The sequence below is a fragment of the Alkalibacterium iburiense genome, from assembly GCF_039521845.1.
Taxonomy (GTDB): Bacteria; Bacillota; Bacilli; order Lactobacillales; family Carnobacteriaceae_A; genus Alkalibacterium; species Alkalibacterium iburiense.
On the sequence record NZ_BAAACW010000108.1, the window covers coordinates 1 to 20,161 of the forward strand.

Annotated in this window: 11 protein-coding genes; 3 read left to right on the forward strand and 8 right to left on the reverse strand. The window is 39.9% G+C overall.

Annotated elements, in window-relative coordinates:
• Nucleotides 1-233 precede the first annotated feature (233 nt).
• Nucleotides 234-1,106, forward strand: a complete 873-nt coding sequence (locus ABDZ53_RS08640) for an acetamidase/formamidase family protein (RefSeq protein WP_343755581.1) — start codon at nt 234-236, stop codon at nt 1,104-1,106.
• Nucleotides 1,107-1,168: 62 nt separating this feature from the next.
• On the opposite strand, the gene ABDZ53_RS08645 is transcribed toward ABDZ53_RS08640, so the two are convergent.
• From ABDZ53_RS08645 to ABDZ53_RS08665, 5 genes are all read right to left on the reverse strand, one after another.
• Nucleotides 1,169-3,556 carry a glycoside hydrolase family 31 protein gene (locus ABDZ53_RS08645; RefSeq protein WP_343755583.1) on the reverse strand — a complete coding sequence of 796 codons (2,388 nt, stop codon included), beginning with the start codon at nt 3,554-3,556 and terminating at the stop codon, nt 1,169-1,171.
• Between the two features lie 18 nt (nt 3,557-3,574).
• Nucleotides 3,575-5,365 carry a beta-glucuronidase gene (gene uidA, locus ABDZ53_RS08650; protein WP_343755585.1) on the reverse strand — a complete coding sequence of 597 codons (1,791 nt, stop codon included), beginning with the start codon at nt 5,363-5,365 and terminating at the stop codon, nt 3,575-3,577.
• 14 nt (nt 5,366-5,379) lie between these two features.
• Complete coding sequence (locus tag ABDZ53_RS08655; protein ID WP_343755588.1) at nt 5,380-7,539, reverse strand: glycoside hydrolase family 3 N-terminal domain-containing protein; 2,160 nt, start codon at nt 7,537-7,539, stop codon at nt 5,380-5,382.
• A 123-nt stretch (nt 7,540-7,662) separates the two neighbouring features.
• Nucleotides 7,663-9,318, reverse strand: coding sequence for an extracellular solute-binding protein (locus tag ABDZ53_RS08660; protein ID WP_343755590.1), 1,656 nt, complete (start codon nt 9,316-9,318; stop codon nt 7,663-7,665).
• A gap of 104 nt (nt 9,319-9,422) precedes the next feature.
• Nucleotides 9,423-10,337 (reverse strand): serine hydrolase domain-containing protein, encoded by a 915-nt coding sequence (locus tag ABDZ53_RS08665; protein WP_343755592.1) that lies wholly within the window; start codon nt 10,335-10,337, stop codon nt 9,423-9,425.
• 279 nt (nt 10,338-10,616) lie between these two features.
• Here ABDZ53_RS08665 and ABDZ53_RS08670 point away from each other — a divergent pair, with 279 nt between their 5' ends.
• Both ABDZ53_RS08670 and ABDZ53_RS08675 read left to right on the forward strand, forming a co-directional pair.
• Entirely contained in the window at nt 10,617-11,645 is a 1,029-nt protein-coding gene (locus ABDZ53_RS08670; protein ID WP_343755594.1) for a LacI family DNA-binding transcriptional regulator, read from the forward strand.
• 16 nt (nt 11,646-11,661) lie between these two features.
• A complete protein-coding gene (locus ABDZ53_RS08675) occupies nt 11,662-14,202 on the forward strand; it encodes a beta-mannosidase (RefSeq protein ID WP_343755597.1) in 2,541 nt (846 codons plus the stop codon).
• 47 nt (nt 14,203-14,249) lie between these two features.
• Here the strand turns inward: ABDZ53_RS08675 and ABDZ53_RS08680 are convergent, their stop codons facing one another.
• The 3 genes from ABDZ53_RS08680 to ABDZ53_RS08690 form a co-directional block, all read right to left on the reverse strand.
• Nucleotides 14,250-15,200, reverse strand: a complete 951-nt coding sequence (locus tag ABDZ53_RS08680) for a glycosylasparaginase (protein WP_425541696.1) — start codon at nt 15,198-15,200, stop codon at nt 14,250-14,252.
• 62 nt (nt 15,201-15,262) lie between these two features.
• Complete coding sequence (locus ABDZ53_RS08685; RefSeq protein ID WP_343755601.1) at nt 15,263-17,461, reverse strand: GH92 family glycosyl hydrolase; 2,199 nt, start codon at nt 17,459-17,461, stop codon at nt 15,263-15,265.
• A gap of 3 nt (nt 17,462-17,464) precedes the next feature.
• Nucleotides 17,465-20,155: an alpha-mannosidase gene (locus ABDZ53_RS08690; protein WP_343755603.1), complete on the reverse strand. Its 2,691-nt coding sequence runs from the start codon at nt 20,153-20,155 to the stop codon at nt 17,465-17,467.
• Between the last annotated feature and the right edge of the window lie 6 nt (nt 20,156-20,161).

Sequence of the window (20,161 nt, forward strand, 5' to 3'; positions counted from 1 at the left end):
GTGAAAAGCATTTGTGATAATCGTAACAATGAACACAACGTTTATTAGGAAGTTTTATGCAACACTAGTGGTTTACTATAAGAAAAGTGTTAAAAAAATTCAAACGATACACTCTAAAAGGGGATGAATCAATAGACTCACTTTTAGCTCTTAAACGATTGAGCGATTTTCGCTTTGACATCCTATCTGAAAAAAGTCATAATAAGTAAAATCATATGAAGGAGAAATGACCTATGAGGATACCAAAGAATAAAGTTGTTTTTAGTATGGATAAAGACAATGCACCGGCTTTAACTGCCAATAGTGGAGATAGAGTGGTGTTTGAAACAATGGATTGCTTTTCTGACACAGTCAAAACGAGTGAAGATGTCGTAAGTGAGATTGACTTCAGTAAAGTCAATCCAGCCACTGGTCCTTTGTTTGTCAAAGAAGCCCAACCAGGTGATACGTTAAAAGTGACCATTCATTCGATTAAAATCAGTGACAAAGGAGCTGTCTTAACTTCTCCTGGTCTGGGTCAATTGTCCGATTACATTGAAAAAGAAGAGACGATTATCTGTGATATCAAAGAAGACCATGCTGACTACAAAGGGATCCGAATTCCTTTGACTAAAATGATTGGTGTCATTGGAACGGCAGCTGTCGGAGAAGGTGTAAATACAGGCACCCCTCATAATCACGGTGGGAACCTGGATACGACTCGTATGGCTGAAGGCTCAACGGTTTATTTGCCTGTCAATGTGGAGGGTGCTTTGCTTGCTATGGGAGACTTGCATGCTTCCATGGGTGACGGAGAGATTATGGGCTCTGGCTTAGAAGTAGCCGGTGAGGTAGAGGTCACCGTAGAAGTTATAAAAGATTTTAATCTCCCTCTTCCTTTAATTGAAACAGACGATGTATGGGTCACACTCGGTTCAAGAGAAACGATGGAAGAAGCTTCCAAATTAGCTATCCAGAATATGGTGAAAGTGATTCAAGAACACTCTGACTTATCCTTTAATCAAGCCGGTATGTTATTGTCTTTGGCCGGGCAGTTACGCACCTGTCAAGTCGTTAATCCAAATGTCACCATGCGAATGGAGTTAGCCAAAAACATTTTTAACTAAATAAAAACTGTCATCACAGGAGGAAGATGTATCCTCTTATGATGACAGTTTTACTTTTTTGTTTAGTTTGGTACAGCTAACAAAATTTCACTGAGTGCTTTAACTAAATCTGTTTCTAGGTCTAAAGCCAGTAAGTGTCCCAATACCACTTGTTTATTGCCTTCTTCAAATACAATCCGATCGATTTCTTCTTTGATGTCAAAACCAATCTGAGCTTCATCCAGTAGAGTTTCAATCATTTCTGTGACGTTGTTCTCTTTTAACTGAATATCTTTGAAAATCACCGTATAATCGGAATCAGTAGATGCTTTTGGCAACCGAACGCGTATCCCTTGCTCTGTATTCTCGACTGTTGCTGAGACTTCTTTCCCTTTAACAGTGATGACAGGTTGACTTGGCGATGAAAAGCCGACGAATTCAATCGTGTATTGTCTCTCTTCCGGCAAGTGAGAAACATCTCCTTCTGGTTTCTGAATCGAGAACTCAGACGATGATCCTTCTTTCCACTTGAGTGACATCGAGGTTGTCGCTCCGTCAAAAGGAGCGGTTTCTCCGCTGTCTTCATACAAAGTAAAGTGTCCATCTGCTCCTGCGAACACTTTGACTGTTAAGGATTCTGGAATATCTACACTGTTTTGAGTGGTTGAATCCATTGGAATAATTCCACCCGCTTTTGCAAAAACAGGAACGGCGTCCAATGTCCGGTAGGCATCCATTAAGCGTCCCCCACGGTAACGCATCCCTGTAAAGAAATCATACCATGTGCCTTGAGGTAGCCAGGTCTTCGCGTGCGACCGCTGTAATAAAGGAATCAGCTTAGTCGTAACAGGTGAAACAAGCATTTCTGTTCCGAAGTAATACTGATTTTTCACCTCATAGGCTTCTTCTTTCCAAGGGTGATGGTAGTACATCGGTCTCACAAGCGGCAAGCCTTCATGGGACGTCAGGACGTTCATGGAATACAAGTAAGGAACCAGCTGATGACGGAGTCTCAAATAGTCATCCACTATTTCCTGGGCTTCAAACCCATAGCGCCAAGGCTCTTTTCCGTTGTATTTTCCACCGGTGCTATGCAGCCGGTTAATCGGAGAAAAGACCCCATATTGTAGCCAGCGTATATACAACTCTCTGTCTTTCACTCCACGCATGTGTCCGCCAATATCGTGACTCCACCATGTGTAGCCGACATTGGATGCCGTGGATGTAAAGTAAGGCTGGAAATCCAAAGACTCCCATGTCGTGATGGTATCTCCTGAAAAGCCAATCGGGTAACGATGCGATCCCAAGCCCGCATAACGAGAGAAAATAAGAGGACGTTTCCCGTCTCTTCCATGATCTAAATAATGGAAGTGGTTTAGCATCCACAAAGGATCCAAACCTTCAATTTTAGACGTCGCTCCCTGTTGCCAGTCAATCCACCAGAAATCAACTCCATCTTCTTCATGAGGGTGGTGTAAATGTTTAAAGTAAGCATCCATAAAGTCGGGTTCTGTGATATCAAATTCAATGCCTTGCTTTTTCGAAGGGTCAATTCCTAAGGCGTGTGCCATATCTTCATACGCGTCTTCATGCGGTTCGACCCCTTGAGCCGGATGTAGATTCAAAGAGGTGTGCATGCCTTCATCATGTAACCAGTTTAAGAAACGAACCGGGTCCGGGAACAAATCTCTGTTCCAAGTGTAACCCGTCCAGCCACTCCCGTATTCTTCAGGTACATCAGTGATATGCCAATCCATATCAATAACTGCTACAGATATAGGAATGTCGAGGGCTTTAAATCGATTCATCAGCTCCATATACGTTTCCTCCGAATACGGATAGAAACGACTCCACCAGTTGCCTAACGCATATCTTGGAACGATAGGAGGAAAACCAGTTAATTGGAAGTAGTCTTTTAAAGTTTGCAAATAATTTCTTCCATACCCTAAAAAATACAAATCAATATGGCCTTTTGGTTTTTCTTCCACCCATCCATCATCGGTGAGTATAACGGTCTCACTGTCATCAATCAAAGCGTAGCCATTTTTGTTCATCAAGCCTTCTTCTAAAGGCGTTTCTCCATCGACCCAATCTAATGTACGAGCTGTTCCTTTAAGGGTTTCAAACGTTTTTCCATAGTGCCAGCTGCTATGATAAGTCGAAATGCTTCCAATGACTTGAGCGGTTAAATTATTGGCCGTAAATCCCCCTTTTTCTTTTACGAAAATGAGATGGACAGAAGATGTGATAATCTCAATCTGCTTATCTGTTTCAATTAAATCAAAGGCAACAGATGGGAACTGTCTATTTAAAACCGTTTTGGTAGCTCTGTCCACAAATTCTTTTGTAGGACTGTACTCCATCCGAATCATCGCATCGGTTAATACGGTGAATCGGTATTCTTCCCACGTCACAACACTGTCATCTAGTGGTTTAATTTCTTCAACGTCTTTATTTAACTTTTTATGCATATTCAATCCCTCAACTCTTTACTTTTTTAAGTGATAATCAAACTCCGGAATGTTTAACCATCTTTGTTTTAAGAAATAAGCAATCATTTTGGGTTCACGTGCGCGATTAAATATTCCTTTCTTATTCCCCTGGACTCTTCCCGTTCCTACTTTTGTTTCAAAATCGGCGAAGTTCCATACTTGTTCTCCCACAATAAATGGAAACTCATCAAATACTTTATGGTACATCTCATAATAGTGGACTTGAAATTCTTCAGTAAAGGGAATATCTTGAACAGAATGAAGACCCGAGACCGTATCTGCCCCGTACTCGGTAAAAAGAAACGGCTTGTTCAAATCTTTCTGTTCCCATTCTTTTAATTCATCTCTCAAAGCTTTTTCTCCAGCTTTCAAGTCTGCTGTCTGCAAGTACCAGCTATAGTATCGATTTAAACAAATGACATCCACTAAATCGTGAGTTAACTCTTGACCGGGTAAGGCTTCCATATTATAGACAATGGTAACAGGCCTATTTTGAGGATCTAGTGAACGGGTCAATTCAATTAACGGCTCAAAATACTCTCTCGCTCCTTCATGATGAGTTGCTGGTTCATTCGCCACTGACCACATGACGACACACGCATGGTTTTTATCGCGTTCGACCATTTCTTTTAGAACGAGTTCATGCGCTTCTTTTGTCTGCATTTCATCCCAAGTATTGGGTTCTTCTCCGTCAAACTGGACATTAAAACCAGCATATAAAGAAACAGCAGGTGTTTCATCAATCACAACAAAACCTTCTCTGTCGGCCAAGCGCATCATCTCTTCAGAATAAGGGTAATGAGAAGTCCGGAAAGAATTCGCTCCCATTTGCTTCATTAAATTCAAGTCTAGTACATTTGAAGGTTCATTCAAGCCTCTTCCATGAAGATAGGTATCTTCATGTTTTCCAAAGCCTTTGAAATAAAAGGGTTTGTTGTTGATTAAAAACTGACTCCCTTTCACTTCAACCGTTCGAATGCCCACAGGTAAGTGATAAATATCCGTATCGTTTGGAGCTGTCACTTCTACTTTCACTGTATACAAATAACTATCTAAAGGTTCCCACTGCCGGACAGCCTCAATCGTCAGCTCTGCTTCTTTTCCTTCTCCAGTAGCTACGCGTTCATTGTCTTCATTGAACAGAGTCACACGCACGTTGTCATACTCTCCCTGGATAAAGGTCTGGACAGAAACCTGAGCTTGTTCACCTGATACTTCATAGGCGACTGCTACATCTTCAATAAAGGTTTTAGGAGTGGTATACAGCTTAACAGGTCGGTGAATGCCCGCATAGTTAAAGAAATCAAAATTTTCTGAAACTTTCTTGACTGTTTTTCCGTCCACGACCTCCTCAGAATATACGCCAACGGGTAAGGTTGTATAGTCGATGATATTACTGACACAGACAGTTAAGCGATTTTCTCCTGGTTTAATCGTTGAGCTTACCTCTACTTCAAAAGGAGTAAATCCTCCTTTATGTTCGGTGATAAGCTCGCCATTCAAGTAGACCTGTGCCGAATGCGTCACTGATCCAAAACGCAAAACTAACCGATTATCTTTTAAATAGTGAGGAATAGAAAAAGTTGTTTCGTACCAGATATTCCCTATATGTGTACGCACATCCTGCTCTACTAATTGATCATTAAATGATCCGGGTACAGCCACGGAATAGCCTTTTTTCAAAGGGTTCCTTGGGTTGCAATCATTGCCTTCTTTTTCTAATTGTAATGTCCAAATGCCAGACAAATCAATGACCGCTCTAGACTCTGTATTGATGGGGTATAACACTTTTTCTGCCTCCTTTAGTTCACTAATCTGACTTCTTTTTCTTGTACCTCGTCACTCGACGACCCTATAAAGACCTTGAAGCGACCAGGATCACTCTTCTTCTCTAAGTTACTGTGCACATATCTCACCATGTCTTCTGTTAAAGTAAAGCGAACGTCTTTTGATTCTCCAGGAGCTAAGTCAATTTTTTCAAACCCTTTTAACTCTTTAACCGGGCGGATGACTTCCCCTACCAAGTCTTGAACATAAAACTGGACGATTTCTTTTCCAGCAACTTGTCCTGTATTTCGAACGGTGACTTCTACTGTTAAACCTTCTTCTTTCGAAAAGGTATCAGAAGACAGCTTCATGTCTCCATATTCAAATGTGGTGTAGCTAAGCCCGTAACCGAAAGAATAACGCGGCTCATTCGGCACGTCCAGATATCGGGATAACCATTTGAATTCTGACCCGTCTTCAACCGGACGGCCTGTTTTGAAGTGATTATAGTGAACAGGTATTTGTCCCACATTATAAGGGAAGCTCATCGTTAATTTACCTGATGGATTAACGTCTCCGTATAGGACATTTGAAATGGCGTGTCCGGATTCCGTCCCGAGGAACCACGTCTCAACTATCGCATCCACTTCATCCACGACACCCGTTAAATCTAGCGGACGGCCATTGAATAAAACAGCAACCATCGGTTTACCCGCTTCTTTTACTTTTTTGACCAGTTCAAGCTGAGCTTCCGGCAACTGAATGTTACTGCGACTTGCAGCTTCCCCACTCATTTTAGCATGTTCTCCCAAAGCCAAAATGACGATGTCCGCTGACTCAGCCACTGCTTTAGCTTCTTCTAACCAGTCCTTATTCCCTTCCGTAATGTCACTTCCTTTGGCATAAACGAGAGAATCTTTATCCAGTCTTTCTTCCAGTGAATCGAGTAACTGTACCGCTTCACTTTCTTCTCCACGCCAGTACCACGTTCCCAATACATTACTGTCCGTTCCAAACGGACCAATGAGTGCGACTTTTTTGTCGGTGCTTAAAGGTAAGACGTTCTGTTCGTTCTTTAATAAAACGATGGATTCTTCCGCGACTTCTCTAGCGATTTGTCTGTGTTCATCAGAAAAGACGACCTCTTTTTCTTTCTCTTCGCTGAGTCCTCTATAGGGGTCTTCAAACAAGCCTAATTTATTTTTCAGCTTTAAAATACGCATAACGGATGCATCAATACTATCCATCGATATTTTATTTTCGTCCAGTAATTGCTGGAATCCTGCCGCATAACAGAAAGTCATCATTTCAATATCCACGGTTGCATCTAGCGCCTTTTGTGCTGCTTCGATTTCATCTTCTGCTACTCCATGAGTGATGAGTTCACCTAGTGAATTCCAGTCAGAAATCACAACCCCATCAAAGCCTAGTTTCTCTCTCAATAACCCTTTAATCAGTTTTTTATTCCCTGTAGAAGGAATCCCGTTGACTGGGTTAAAGGAAGTCATCACCATTTCAACACCTGCTTCAATCGCTGCTTCAAAACCAGACACGTGATTTTCTAATAACTCTCTTTCCGATACGTCCACGGTGTTGTACTCTCTTCCTCCTTGAGAGAGACCGTAGGCGACAAAGTGCTTCACACAAGCGGCTATGCGCATTGGATCTGTTCCTAATTCGTCTCCTTGGTAGCCTTTTACAAAAGCTCTGGAAAATTCAGCATTTAAATATGGATCCTCACCTGTGGATTCAACAACTCTTCCCCATCTCGGGTCTCTCGTCAAATCAACCATGGGAGAAAAGGTCAGGTGAATGCCTGATACAGCTGATTCTTTTGCGGCCACTTCGGCACTTTTCTCTGCTAAGTCCACATTCCAAGAGTTCCCTATAGCAAAGGGCAGAGGAAAAATCGTGCGGTAACCGTGTATGACGTCAGCTGTAAACAGTAAAGGGATTTTCAACCGGCTTTTTTCTAAATAATTGGATTGAATCTCTCGTATCGTCGCTGCTCCATAACTTCCCACAATTGATCCGTTAGTGGAATCGAGAAACTCTGGAGCATTCACTCCGCTCAAAGGGCCTGTCACATCGCTACTGGATTCTTCATATAGGTAACCTGCTAGCTGAGTCATCTGGCCAATCTTCTCTTCCAGTGTCATCTCTTTAATTAAATGGTGCAGTTCTTCAGTATTCATTTATATTCTCCTCATTTTTCATTGCTTCTTTCAGTGTAATACAAATCACTTCACTAGTCGCTTATCAACACAATAAGGCGAAATGAAACATTTCGCCTTATGTTTAAAACTATTCATTTGTATTTAATTGTTTTCTCCCGCTTCAACCCATCTGTCGTAAGCGTCTTGGTGAATTTCTTCAAAACGTCTGACACCTAAGTTTTCTAAAGTCGAAATATAATCATTCCAGTTGTCATCATTTAATTCGATATTGCCTGTTATAAAGGCTGCCTCATTTTCAACGACATAGGTTTCTAACTCTGATTTAATATCCGTTACTTCTTCTTGTTCTTCAGGCGTCAAGTACACTTGAGGGAAAATAACTTCGCCATGTGCTTCGATCTTTTCTTGGGTTTCTTCAAGTAAGAAATCACTAAAGGCAGATCGCTCTCCACCAATTGGATCTAATTCAATAGATAAACCTGGAATCGTAATACCGTAAGCCGGTGTAATGGATCCACGGTACTCTTCTCGACTATCTGGATCGATTTCCTCGTTGAAGACACGTGTGCCGCCTTCTTCATCTTCCCATTCCCACAGATAACCTTCAGGTCCTAAGTTAATAAATTCATACCCCTCTTCTGTGTAGAAATAGTCAATCCATCTTAAGGAAGCTTCCGGATGTGGGTTTTCACTCGTTAAGGCAAATGTCCCTCGTTTAATCCCTGAATCTATCGGCATTAATGGTGTCTCTTGGTATTCACTAGTCAAAGGACCGTACATCGGATCATTAATCGCTTCTTCTTCACTTCGTCCTGTTGTGAAGTAAGAGAACCAGTCTTGGAAAACACCGATCTGGTTGTTTTCACCCTTGGCTTGTTTCTGCTCTGTGGATTGTGAAAACGTCTCTTGGTCTAATAAGCCTTCTGAGTAAAGTCTATTCATAAATTCCAGATAGCCTCTGAAGTTTTCTGTGGCAAAGGTGTAACGTGCTTCACCATTATGTTCTTCAATACCCCAGCCTTTTATACCGAAAGCAGGCATCATCCATCCACGTAGACCGTTCATATTAATATCTGAAATAGGAATTTCATCCTGTTGACCATTTCCATTAGGGTCTTCATCTCTGAAACGAACCATTAGTTCATAGAATTCTTCCGTCGTCTGTGGTAATTCCTCTACGCCTAAAGCATCTAGCCATGCTCCGTTATACCATACAGGTCCCATAATCCAGGAAGATGTATCTCCTCTAACTATACTTGGTAGAGCATAAATATGCCCATCAGTAGTTGTAATGGATTGTCTAATCTCAGGGTTTTCTTCCATCAAAGCATAAAAATTGGGCGCATACTCTTCCAGCATATCTTCTAAAGGAAGAAGTAACCCTTGTGAACCATAGTCAACTTCTGCAGAAGCATTTAAAGTGTTAGGGCCCCCTGCATATATGATGTCAGGTAACTCTTGACTGGCAAAAGCTAAGTTTAAGCGCGTCGCAAAATCGCTTTGTGGCGGAGTAGTGTATTCAAATTCAATATTGGTCAGTTCGGAATATTCCTGTAATGTCGGCATATCTTCCCATTCAGACAAACCTAAACCCGGAGCCATCAATGATAACGTAATCGTCTCTTCAACAATTGGAAATCCTTCCGTAGCCACTTCTACGGATTCTGTTGTGCCTTCGTTTCCTGCTCCCGTATCTGTTCCATTTTCAGTATCGGCTTCTTCTCCATTCCCACATGCTGCTAATGTCAGTAAACTACCTAGTAAAATCGGTGCTAACGTCTTTTTAGTTAATATCATTCTGTTTCCCTCCATAATGAGTTTTTGTTTTATTTTTTTCTGAATTGATTTTTCTTATGTGCATTATTCAGTTATGAAACTAAACCGCCCCTCCTTTTCACCTGTTAAAGATAGGGATAAATTAAGCGACTGATTTTTTCTAAACATTGGCGGTTATCCGCCTGTTCAGAAGTCAGAACGATAGCTTTTTCTTTTTGTGGATAGACGACTGCCAACTGGCCAAAAGCACCATCTGCACGATACGTTTGATCTCTTTCGTTTATCCATAAGCCATATCCATAATGAGTCGAATAATCATCCGGCTGATCAACTGATATGTGCTTTGTATAGGAATAACGAACCCAGTTTTTCGGGAGAATTTGCTTCCCTTGCCATCTGCCATCATTCAAGTAGAGTTGAGCCACTTTCTTAAAATCTTCGGGGTATAAAACAATACCGCCTGCTCCGAAAGTATGACCAGTCGGATCTTTTTCCCAATGGACATCTGAAATAGCCAATGGCTCAAACAAACGGGCCTGTAAGAAACGAGACAAATCTTGATGGGTTACTTTTTCAATAAGACGTCCAGCTAAGTAAGGGCCTACATTACTGTATAGAAAGGCATCGGCCTTCTTGTTCGAAAAAGGTTGGTTTAAGCAAAAGCGAATCCAGTCTTCTTCTTCCAGCAGTTCTCTTTGTCCCATCATCAAATACCTCTTGTCCTGTCCCAGACTTAACGTGAGTAAATGGTGTATGGTTAAGCGAGATAAGACATCTCTATTGTCAGGGGTCATATATTCTGGTAGTAACTCTAACAGTGTATCACTTAAACGGAGGTAACCTTCTTCTATAGCAAACCCTATCCCCATCGATACAAAGGTTTTGGCTATGGAATGCATATTTTGAGGTTTCGGTTCATTCCACCGGTATTCTGCGATTGTCTCGTCTTTAGTGATCACACTAATCTGATTTACGCGCTGCTTTGAATCATTTATTTCTGAAATAAATGATTCAAGCAGATTCGGACTAAGGGTAGTCATTCCATCAGAAACTCCTTTAATCATTTTATGGATACTATAATGTAATCGTTCACATATAGAACCAAAAAAAATAAACTGTTTATGAGGTATAGCGTTATACCTCATGTAAGTAAAGAATAGAACACCTATTGTTAATTGTCAACACTTATTTTTTAAAAATAAATATATCTTGACAGATAGAAGGTTTATCACTAGTATTATAGGTGTTAAGCGTTAACAAAAATATAAGTTTAGCGGTATACTTAATTCGAGTGCTTCGAGTGAAAAAGGAGTGAAAAAATGAGTACATTAAAAGAAATTGCAACAGCTGCTGGAGTAAGTGTCATGACTGTCTCAAATGTCGTCAATGGCCGTCACCATAAAGTCTCAGTAGATACGATTGATAGAATTAACAAATTGATTGAGGAAATGAACTATGTTCCTAATGCGAGTGCTCGGATTCTCTCCACAAGCCGCAGCAAATTAATAGCGATGTGCATAAATAATAAATCAAATACTAATGTACTGGAAGACCCTTATAACAGTTTTATTGTCGGAGCAGTCAGTCGTCAGGCGAATGAAAAAGAATATGCTGTTCTTCTGGAAAATGAAACAGAAGTGCCTAAAATCATGAGTCAGTTGAAAAGCTGGAATGTAGCTGGCGCAATCTTTTTAGGCTTTACAGGAAACGATCTGTTAACTATAGAAAAAGAAATGACCGTTCCTTACGTTTGTCTGGACTGTTACCCAGAATCTAAAAACATGGTGACAATCGGAACACATGACTATAATGGTGGAAAATTAGCTGGGCAATATCTCACGAGCTTAGGCCATAAACGCATTGCTTTTGCATCTGGTCCAACAATCACGGATAAAAACAGTAAACAATTAAATCCACTGCTTCATTATCGCTTTCAGGGCTTTCAAGATGCCTTGAAAGAAGAAGGGTTAGCATTGCAGGAAGAGTATATTTTAAAAAGTGAAATCACCTACGACGACGGAGTTCAAACCGGATCGCATCTCGCTCTGTTAAAGGATGTGACAGCTGTTTTTTGTACAGCAGATATTTTAGCCGCCGGAGTCATTGAAGGCTTGCGCCTCAGTGGAAAAAAAGTGCCGCACGAAATTTCTGTTTTAGGTTTTGATAACTTGCCTATATCCAATTATATCTCGCCTAAACTCTCAACTATCAATCAGCAGCACACTTTAAAAGGACAAAGCGCCGTTGATTATATTGTAAACATGATTGAATCACCCGAAATTGTAAAGCCATCTATCCAATACGATGTTAACTTAGTCGAGAGACAAACGACATTACCTATTTATTAAAAATCGGAGGACACTAATGACACTAAATACTTATCCCCTTACACAGTGGGTATTTAAAGAAGCAGAGAAGAAAGAATGGCTGAAAGCAAAAGTGCCTGGAACCGTTCATACTGATTTACTCTTTCATGACCTCATCCCTCACCCATATGAGGGAACAAACGAGAAGTATCTGCAATGGATTGATAAAAAGGATTGGGAGTACCAAACCGTTATCACCATTACAAATGACATGCTATTAGACGAAAAAATCGAGCTAGTCTTTGATGGATTAGATACATTTGCGACCGTTTCGGTAAACGGACAAACTATTTTAGAAGCCAACAATATGTATCGTGAATGGAAACGAGATATCAAACCATTTGTAAGTGAAGGCGAAAATGTGATTAACGTCTATTTCCATTCCCCTATTAATCAAGGACTGAAATTACTAAAAGCTTCACCCTATAGCTTACCTGCTCCTAATGATGATTCAGTATTAGGAGGGATTGGCGAGCAAAAAGTCAGTATGTTTATTCGAAAGGCTCCCTATCATTTCGGATGGGACTGGGGACCGCGTTTTGTCACCAGTGGCATCTGGAAAGACGTGCGGTTGGAATGCTGGTCTTCTTTTAAACTAACAGACGTTTATATTGAACAACCAAGTGTAACTAAAGAAAAAGCTGAATTAATAGCCCATATAACAATAGAATCCACTAAAGATCAAGTAGTCAATTTGACACTTTCAACAGACAACTTGAATATCAATGAAAGGGTCGAATTAGTTAAAGGAGTAAACAGTATTCCCCTTCCTCTTACTCTGACAAAGCCACAATTATGGTGGACGCATGATTTAGGAGACCAGCCTCTTTATACCTTTGAAGTGTACGCAACAAATGATGAAGGCATGAAATCAATACACTCTGTCAGAACAGGTCTACGGGATATTCAGCTAGTTATGAAAGAAGATGACTATGGACAAACTTTCCAGTTTGAATTAAATGGAACCCCTCTATTTATTAAAGGAGCCAACCATATTCCTCATGATTTATTTCTTCCAAGTATCGACGACAATAAATACACAGAGGAAATAGACAGTGCACTGGATGCCCATATGAATATGATCCGAGTGTGGGGCGGCGGAATTTATGAAAAAGATGTTTTTTATAATTATTGTGATGAAAAAGGGCTATTAGTATGGCAAGATTTCATGTTTGCTTGCAGTATGTATCCTGGAACATCTGAATTTTTAAATAACGTTGAAAAAGAATTAGAAGAAAACATTACCCATTTAAGAAACCACCCATCCATCGCCGTTTGGTGTGGAAACAACGAGATAGACAGTATGTGGAAAGAGTACGGAGAAAATACCAGCTGGGGTTGGGGATGGAAGTCTCAATACTCAGATGAACACCGAAAAGAAGTCTGGCAGGCTTACGACACACTCTTCCATAAGCTCATCCCAGAAAAATTAAAGGTATTGCATCCTGATAACAATTATTGGCCTTCTTCTCCAATGGCAGAATTAACTTATGATGAAAACCAGCATGCTTCCTTAAAAAGACACAGAGGAGACATCCATTTCTGGAATGTCTGGCACAGTCGCGCACCAATTGAAGACTACACTCACTTTATCGGTCGATTCATGTCCGAGTATGGGTTTCAGTCCTTTCCTGAACGCTCGACCTATGAAAAAATCGCTCCTGATCAGTCTTTATCTATCACTTCTGAAAGTGTGAGTCACCATCAGAAAAACAAGTCTGGTAACGATCTCATTTTTGACTATTTAAGTCAATATTACAAAAAACCAAAAGATTTTGATAGCTATCTTTACCTCAGCCAGCTCTTACAAGGATATGCCTTTGATACGGCCATACGAAACCATAGAAAGGCCATGCCTTATTGTATGGGAACCTTGTACTGGCAGTTGAATGACGCTTGGCCAGGGGCTTCATGGTCTTCCATTGATTACTACGGCAATTGGAAAGCCAGTCATTATGCAGTGAAAAAAGCCTACCAAAAAAGTATTCTGTATTTAGAAGATAAGGGTTCAATTATTCACATTTACGGGGTGACTGATTCCTTAGAGAATCAATCGGTCACTTTGGAAGTTTACCTTGGTCAGTTCTCTTCTAAAGCCTCTCCTACTAAAAGTTTAACTCAGGAAGTAGATTTACCTAAACAGTCGTCTACCCTGCTCTATACTGTTTCGAAAGATGACATAGACATCAAAGAGAATGATTCTTATGTCCATGTCAAATTGGTAGATAAAGATGAAGTGACTATCGATTCTATTCTTTATTCGTTTGATAGGTTTAAGGATATCGTATTACCTCATCCCACTTTCACTTATTCTCATCAAGTGAAGGAAGAAGGAGTTTTATATACTATCCAGTCTGATACCATTGCAAAAGGAGTATCTCTCACATCAGCAATCGAAGGACATTTTAAAGACAATTTCTTTGATCTTGTACCGAATGAACCGTATGAAGTTCTTTTTATTTCTAAACAAAAAGAATCCTATAATGAAGCAGACTTTAATCTGACTATTCGTTCAATGGTTGATTTTATTCACTCATAAATATCATAAAGAAGGTGCCGTCTAACAATCAGACGACACCTTCTTTTTTATTCTTGACGGGTCAACACGTTTGACAAATACTCTTCTACCCATTCAGCCGCAGCCTTTTCAATAACGGTTTCTCCATCTTCCGTACGTTTGGATGTATAGATGGTCGGTTCTTGTTCATTGGTAGCCACAACAAAAGTAAAATCAACGTTTGTTGCGATTCCCCATTCCCCTTTGTTGTTCATACAGACAAGAGACATGGCGCCTACTTTTCCATATTTTCTTTCCAGCTTTTCTTCGAAGTCTTTCAAGCTAGTTTGAGCCGCATCCATAGGCGACAATCCCATACCCATTCGTCTCACAACTTCATAGCTTAAAATGCCTTTCATCAGATCTTCACCCAGACCTGTTGCTGTTGCTCCACCGATATCACTGTCGGCATAAAAGCCAGATCCCGGTAGAGGGGAATCCCCTATTCTCCCTTTTTTCTTCATAAAGAGACCAGAGCTAGAGGTGCCTGATACTATATTCTTATCTTTATCTAAAACGACAGTTCCTACTGTATCGTGTCCATCATAAGGAGTCAGCTCTTCATTTTCGACTTTCTTTAAACGTTCTTCCCATTTGTTCTTTGAGTAGTCTGTTAATAAGTTTTCTGATAAAAACCCTTCTGATTCAGCGAATTTTTTCGCTCCATCCCCTACTCTAAAAATATTGAAGCGATCTTGACTCAATAATCGGGCAACAGATATTGGATTTTTAATATCTTCCATTCCTGCGACAGCTCCTATTTCAAAAGTTGAGCCATTCATGTACGCCGCATCCAATTGTAGTTTCCCTTCTTCATTTGGCAAGCCCCCATAGCCTACTGAAATGAAATTCTCGAAATCTTCTATCTCACGGATAGAGGCTTCCAGTACATTGCCGGCAAACTCGCCTTCTTTTAGTCGTTCAAACTGATTAACGACTCCTTCATAAGCCATGCGCCAGGTGGATATCATTCCATACATAGTCATTCCCCTTTAATCTCTTTTATGTAAAAAGAAGAGAAAGACTCTTCTCCTCTTTTGTGTTACTTATCGTTACTTAGTGAATACGGTAGTTGGTCAACTGTGTACTCTTTTGCATTGGGTAACAATGAAAGTCTGACAGTCATTTCTCCACCCTTTACAATGTCATCTTGTGAAATAAACAAATTCTCATACATTTGGCCATTCAACTGAATCGAGTGAACAAACGAATTTTGAGGAACATTTCCTTCCACACGAATTGTAAAGGATTGATCATTATCTAAGCGAATAGTCATTTCATCAAACTGTGGGATACCTAATACATATTCAGGCACACCAGGAGTGACAGGATAAAACCCTAAGTGTGAGAAAATAAACCAGCCACTCATACTTCCGTTGTCTTCGTCCCCAGGAAACCCATCGAAGCCATCTTTAAAGGCATGTGTAGACAATTGTTTAACGACATGCTGAGTGTATTCAGGTTTACCTGCATAAGCATATAAATAAGGGATATGGAAGCTAGGCTGATTGGAAATAGCAATCTGTCCAAAATCAACCGTAGACATTTCACTCATTTCATGAATTTCCATCCCGTAGTTCCCTATTTCAAACACAGGTTTTTCATTAGCCAATGTCGTGAGGTGATCAATAAACTTTTCTTTTCCTCCAAGCAAATCGATATACCCTTGATTATCATGATAAAAAGCTAAAGCGTTTTGCCAGGCGCTTCCTTCCGTGTAATCAAAGCCCCAATCTTCAGGGGTAAAGGAATCAGCAAATTGCCCTTCGGAATCTTTCCCTCTTAAAAAACCTGTATTTTTATCGAACAAGTGGCGATAATTTTCTGCTTCTTTACGGTATCTTTCTTCAATATCGTGACGCCCAAGTTTTTTAGCTGCTTGCATAATGCAAAAATCACTATAGGCATTATCCTGTGTTTGATTCACATTTTCGATTTCTTTATTCGATACATAACCCAATTCCAACATCTCTTTCACACCTGCGCGTCCAAATTTTCTTTCTTTTGGAGCTTCTGTCGATTCTTTAACCATGGCATCCAAGAAGAGTTCCGCTTCTTCTTTAGGTAAGATATCTTTCACTATGGCATCAGAAATAACAGCATTAATCAGTGTTCCTGGCATAAGTCCTCTTTCATCTGGACTTAACCATTTCGGCAAGTGTCCGGACTCCAAGTAAAAATGCTTAATGCCTTCCAAAATATCCTTATACATCTCTGGATAAATAATTGAAAAGAGAGGATAGACGGTTCGGTACGTATCCCAGAAACCATTATTTGTAAAGAGTTTGCCTTCTTTTACCGTTTCACTATAGGAATCAAAATGAATCGTTTGATTATACTCGTCTCGTTCATAATACGTCTGTGGGAATAAAAACAGACGATACATATACTGATTAAAACTATCTACCTTCTGGCGGTTTTTATCTTTAACCGTCACTCTATTTAAATGACTTTCCCACTCGTGAGCAGACTGATCGGTTAACTCTTCTAATGAATAAGGAGACACTTCCCGTTCTAGATTCAAGACCGCCTGTTCTCGACTGATAAAAGATGTCCCTAAAGAAAAGGTTAGATTTTTTTGTTCAGTTGCTAGTGACAACCACACGAAACTATCCTTGACATCACTGCTTTCCTTCCAATTTTTGTCATGGATATGTTTCAATTCAATTCCATCTAAATCTGACTCATCAAAGTCTAAAACGACATACATGTTCAGAGTGTTTTTCCCATCATTAACTGGTTGTGGCACACAACCATATAGACGATTGTTCTTTTTATCCACTTCATATGTGACGGACTCATTAGCCGTCAGCAATAATCCCTTTTCTTTATCAGTCTCGTAATCCAGCTTAAACTTAGCTCCTCTTTTAGTGGGAACAATAGTCGTTTTCACTCTGTACCGCAAACTTTCCACTATTAATTGATGCGGATTAAAAACAGCTTCTGATTCTTTATATGAAGACTGGAGTCTATTCAAATCATTGCTTACGGGTCTTCCTGAAATAGGTGTAAACAACAACCAGCTGTAATCCCCCATCCAAGGACTCGGCTGATGTGTCAGCCTGAATCCTTGAGTAATCGGGTAAGTCGGGTCAAAGTGCCAGCTTGATCCAGTCTGGGACTGAACGATAAAGTAATTCATCCCGAATGGTGTTCCTGTATAAGGGAGTGTATTTCCATTAGAATAGCCGCTTTTATTCAATGTTCCGTGTCTCGTGTCGACTGTTTCAACTTTCATCATAGATTACTTCCCCTTTTTCCATCTTTGGGTAATGATTTCAAACGGCTTAGCTGTAAAGTCATCCTTGACTAGTGACTCTTCTTCTAAAATCGTCGTCTTATAAGCTTCCTGATTCTCAGCCGTTATGGAGTACGTTGTTTCTTTATTTGTTAAATTGTACACCCGAGTAATCAGATCATTCGACTCACGATGACGTTTAAGTGCGGTTAAAGCAACGGCTTCGCCTTCAACTGTCAGATAGCGATCGGATGACTTTAATTCCCCTTCATGTAAACTCGTTTGAAGAGCCGTTAAAGGAATTGTTTTATATTTTGCTTCTCTAATCGCTTCTAAGCCATCTTCTTTTCCGTGGAAACTTAAGTGATAGGTAAACTCAAATTCACGATTTAAACACTGAGCTCCCGGTGTTGGGAAGTAACCCCAGTCGCCTAATTCTCCTGTTGCTCTTAATAAAGTAACAGCTAGTGTTAACTGGTTATTTTCTTCAATGACTTCATATTCATTTAACCCATCAGGGGCAATGACTAATCCATTATTATCATCTTTTACTTGAATAAAATGATGGGTTCTCTGATTATTTTCTGGGTTAGTCCAAGACTCACTTACGTTGTTGGGTCTTTCAACTGTTTCATATATTGTATCCGCATAGTGAACAGATGACTGTAAGCCTGTTGGGAAGAGCACACGCAACCTGTGGTCTTTCATTTCATTCGTTAATCTCGTTGTGAAAGAAAGAGATTTAGACTGTTTTCCTAAAGTTAAGACTGTTTCAATCTTTAACGGTTTCGTTTCAGTCACACGTTGAGCTTTTCTGTTTCTAAATTCAACCACTTGATTTTGTTCTAAATCCAACAATTCGTTTGCGGATACAGGAATGTCTAATTCATGTGTGAGGAGTAATTGTTTGTCAAAGCTTGTTTCTTCAAGAACTTTTTTATCGACTAGTTTACCTATCGATAATATAGGTTCTTCTCCGTTTGGCTTCTTGTAAACATACTCGTTTCCAATATCTCCCGTGTTTTCAAAAATCATTAATTGCTTGTACTTTTTGTTATTGACTTTATCTTTGACATTTAACGTTCCATCCTGGTCCACTTCAATAGCTAAATAGTCATTTTCAAGAGAAACCGTCTCACTATTTTTAACCACGTCTTTTTCGGTTGTCGGTACCAAATAATAAGTCGTCCATGATAAAGGTGCCATATTTTCCACATACACACTTACTGAAACATTGTTTGCAATGTAGGGTTGTCTAAAAGCATCCTTAGGTAATTCATAGTTGAATTTCGGATTGAGTATGTCGACTTGTGCTAAGACATCCTGCCCCTTTTCATCAACCACTTTGTACTGAGTGTTTTCTTTTATCTGATCTAAATCTTTATACCCTTCAGTTGGAAACTTTTCAGAAAAGTATATTTTCTCGGTCTCTAAAGTAAGGGAGACTTTATCCGTTTTCTCAGTAGCTGATGTATTAAACACAACAAAAGGAATACTGTCTTCGGGTGCATTTTCTTGTGTATTGATAGCTTCAGCTAAGGTAACTGTTGCTTCATCTATAACATACTTCGCTATATTTTCAGCTTTTTGGAAACGAGTCATCATCTCTTCATGCACTTCATCGACACTGCACCCGCAAATACTATCATGCGGATGGTTTTGCATATAGACTTTCCAAGCGTAGTCTAGAATATCGTGTGGGTATTTTCCAGTGACTTCATAAGCCATTGTTGCTAAAGGTTCTGCGATACTCTCAAGTAAGCGACTCACTTTTGCATTCTCCTGTTTTAAATACACTCTCGAAGAGGCTGTATTGGTTAAGGTATACCAGCCTTCTGTTTCTTGAGATGTCAATTCACCTGTCACGGTATCTAACTTTTCAGGTAAGTCTTCCATCATGTTTGTCATGTAAGTAGTGAAGTCTGAATGAATAAATTCATAATCGGGATATAGTTCATTGGCTACTCGAATCGCTTGAGTGAGTTCTTTTTGTACAGGCTGATGGTCACACCCGTTCATCATAAGGAGATGACTTGTTGAAGCATATGTCTCAACATCTTTGAGTTTCTGATTCCAAAACTTTTTAGCTGACTCTTTCTCACTTGGAATTTCATTCCCGTTGCTGTACCAGTTAGCAAAGAGTAAGCCGACGATTTCAGAGTTATCGACTCCCTTCCAATTCATTTCAGAATAGGAAGAAACAAAGTTATCCCCTTCTGAAGTTTGGTTCGCAAAGCCAGTCGGTTTAACTCCTCGGCCATAAGCTGCTACTTCAAAGCCCAACTGGTTCATTAATTGAGGAATTTGACCTGGATTTCCAAAGGTGTCTGGGAAATACCCGATATCCGTTGTCGCTCCCCATTTATCAGTTTCTTGTTTTCCAATGAGGGCATTTCGGACATTCGATTCACTTGATGTTAAATAGGCGTCTTGTAAAATATAGAAAGGCCCGATTTTTAATTGCCCGTTATCGATGTATTTCTGAAGCACGTCTCGCTTCTCAGGACGAACCTCTAAATAATCGTCTAAAATAATCGTTTGTCCATCTAGATAGAAGCTTTTAAATTCTGGATCGGTTTCAAATAATTCCAAGACATCATCTATCAACTCAACCAGTAACATGTGGTGACGTTCATAGGGTAAATACCACTCACGATCCCAATGACTGTGAGAAATAATGTGTACTGTTTTCTTCATTATAAA

Bases quoted from the DNA above. Each gene is read 5' to 3' on its own strand.
- ABDZ53_RS08675 (WP_343755597.1), top strand. From the start codon at position 11,662: ATGACACTAAATACTTATCCCCTTACACAGTGGGTATTTAAAGAAGCA.
- ABDZ53_RS08680 (WP_425541696.1), bottom strand. From the start codon at position 15,200: ATGTATGGAATGATATCCACCTGGCGCATGGCTTATGAAGGAGTCGTT.
- ABDZ53_RS08655 (WP_343755588.1), bottom strand. From the start codon at position 7,539: ATGAATACTGAAGAACTGCACCATTTAATTAAAGAGATGACACTGGAA.
- ABDZ53_RS08660 (WP_343755590.1), bottom strand. From the start codon at position 9,318: ATGATATTAACTAAAAAGACGTTAGCACCGATTTTACTAGGTAGTTTA.
- ABDZ53_RS08640 (WP_343755581.1), top strand. From the start codon at position 234: ATGAGGATACCAAAGAATAAAGTTGTTTTTAGTATGGATAAAGACAAT.
- ABDZ53_RS08690 (WP_343755603.1), bottom strand. From the start codon at position 20,155: ATGAAGAAAACAGTACACATTATTTCTCACAGTCATTGGGATCGTGAG.
- ABDZ53_RS08645 (WP_343755583.1), bottom strand. From the start codon at position 3,556: ATGCATAAAAAGTTAAATAAAGACGTTGAAGAAATTAAACCACTAGAT.
- ABDZ53_RS08685 (WP_343755601.1), bottom strand. From the start codon at position 17,461: ATGATGAAAGTTGAAACAGTCGACACGAGACACGGAACATTGAATAAA.
- ABDZ53_RS08670 (WP_343755594.1), top strand. From the start codon at position 10,617: ATGAGTACATTAAAAGAAATTGCAACAGCTGCTGGAGTAAGTGTCATG.
- ABDZ53_RS08665 (WP_343755592.1), bottom strand. From the start codon at position 10,337: ATGACTACCCTTAGTCCGAATCTGCTTGAATCATTTATTTCAGAAATA.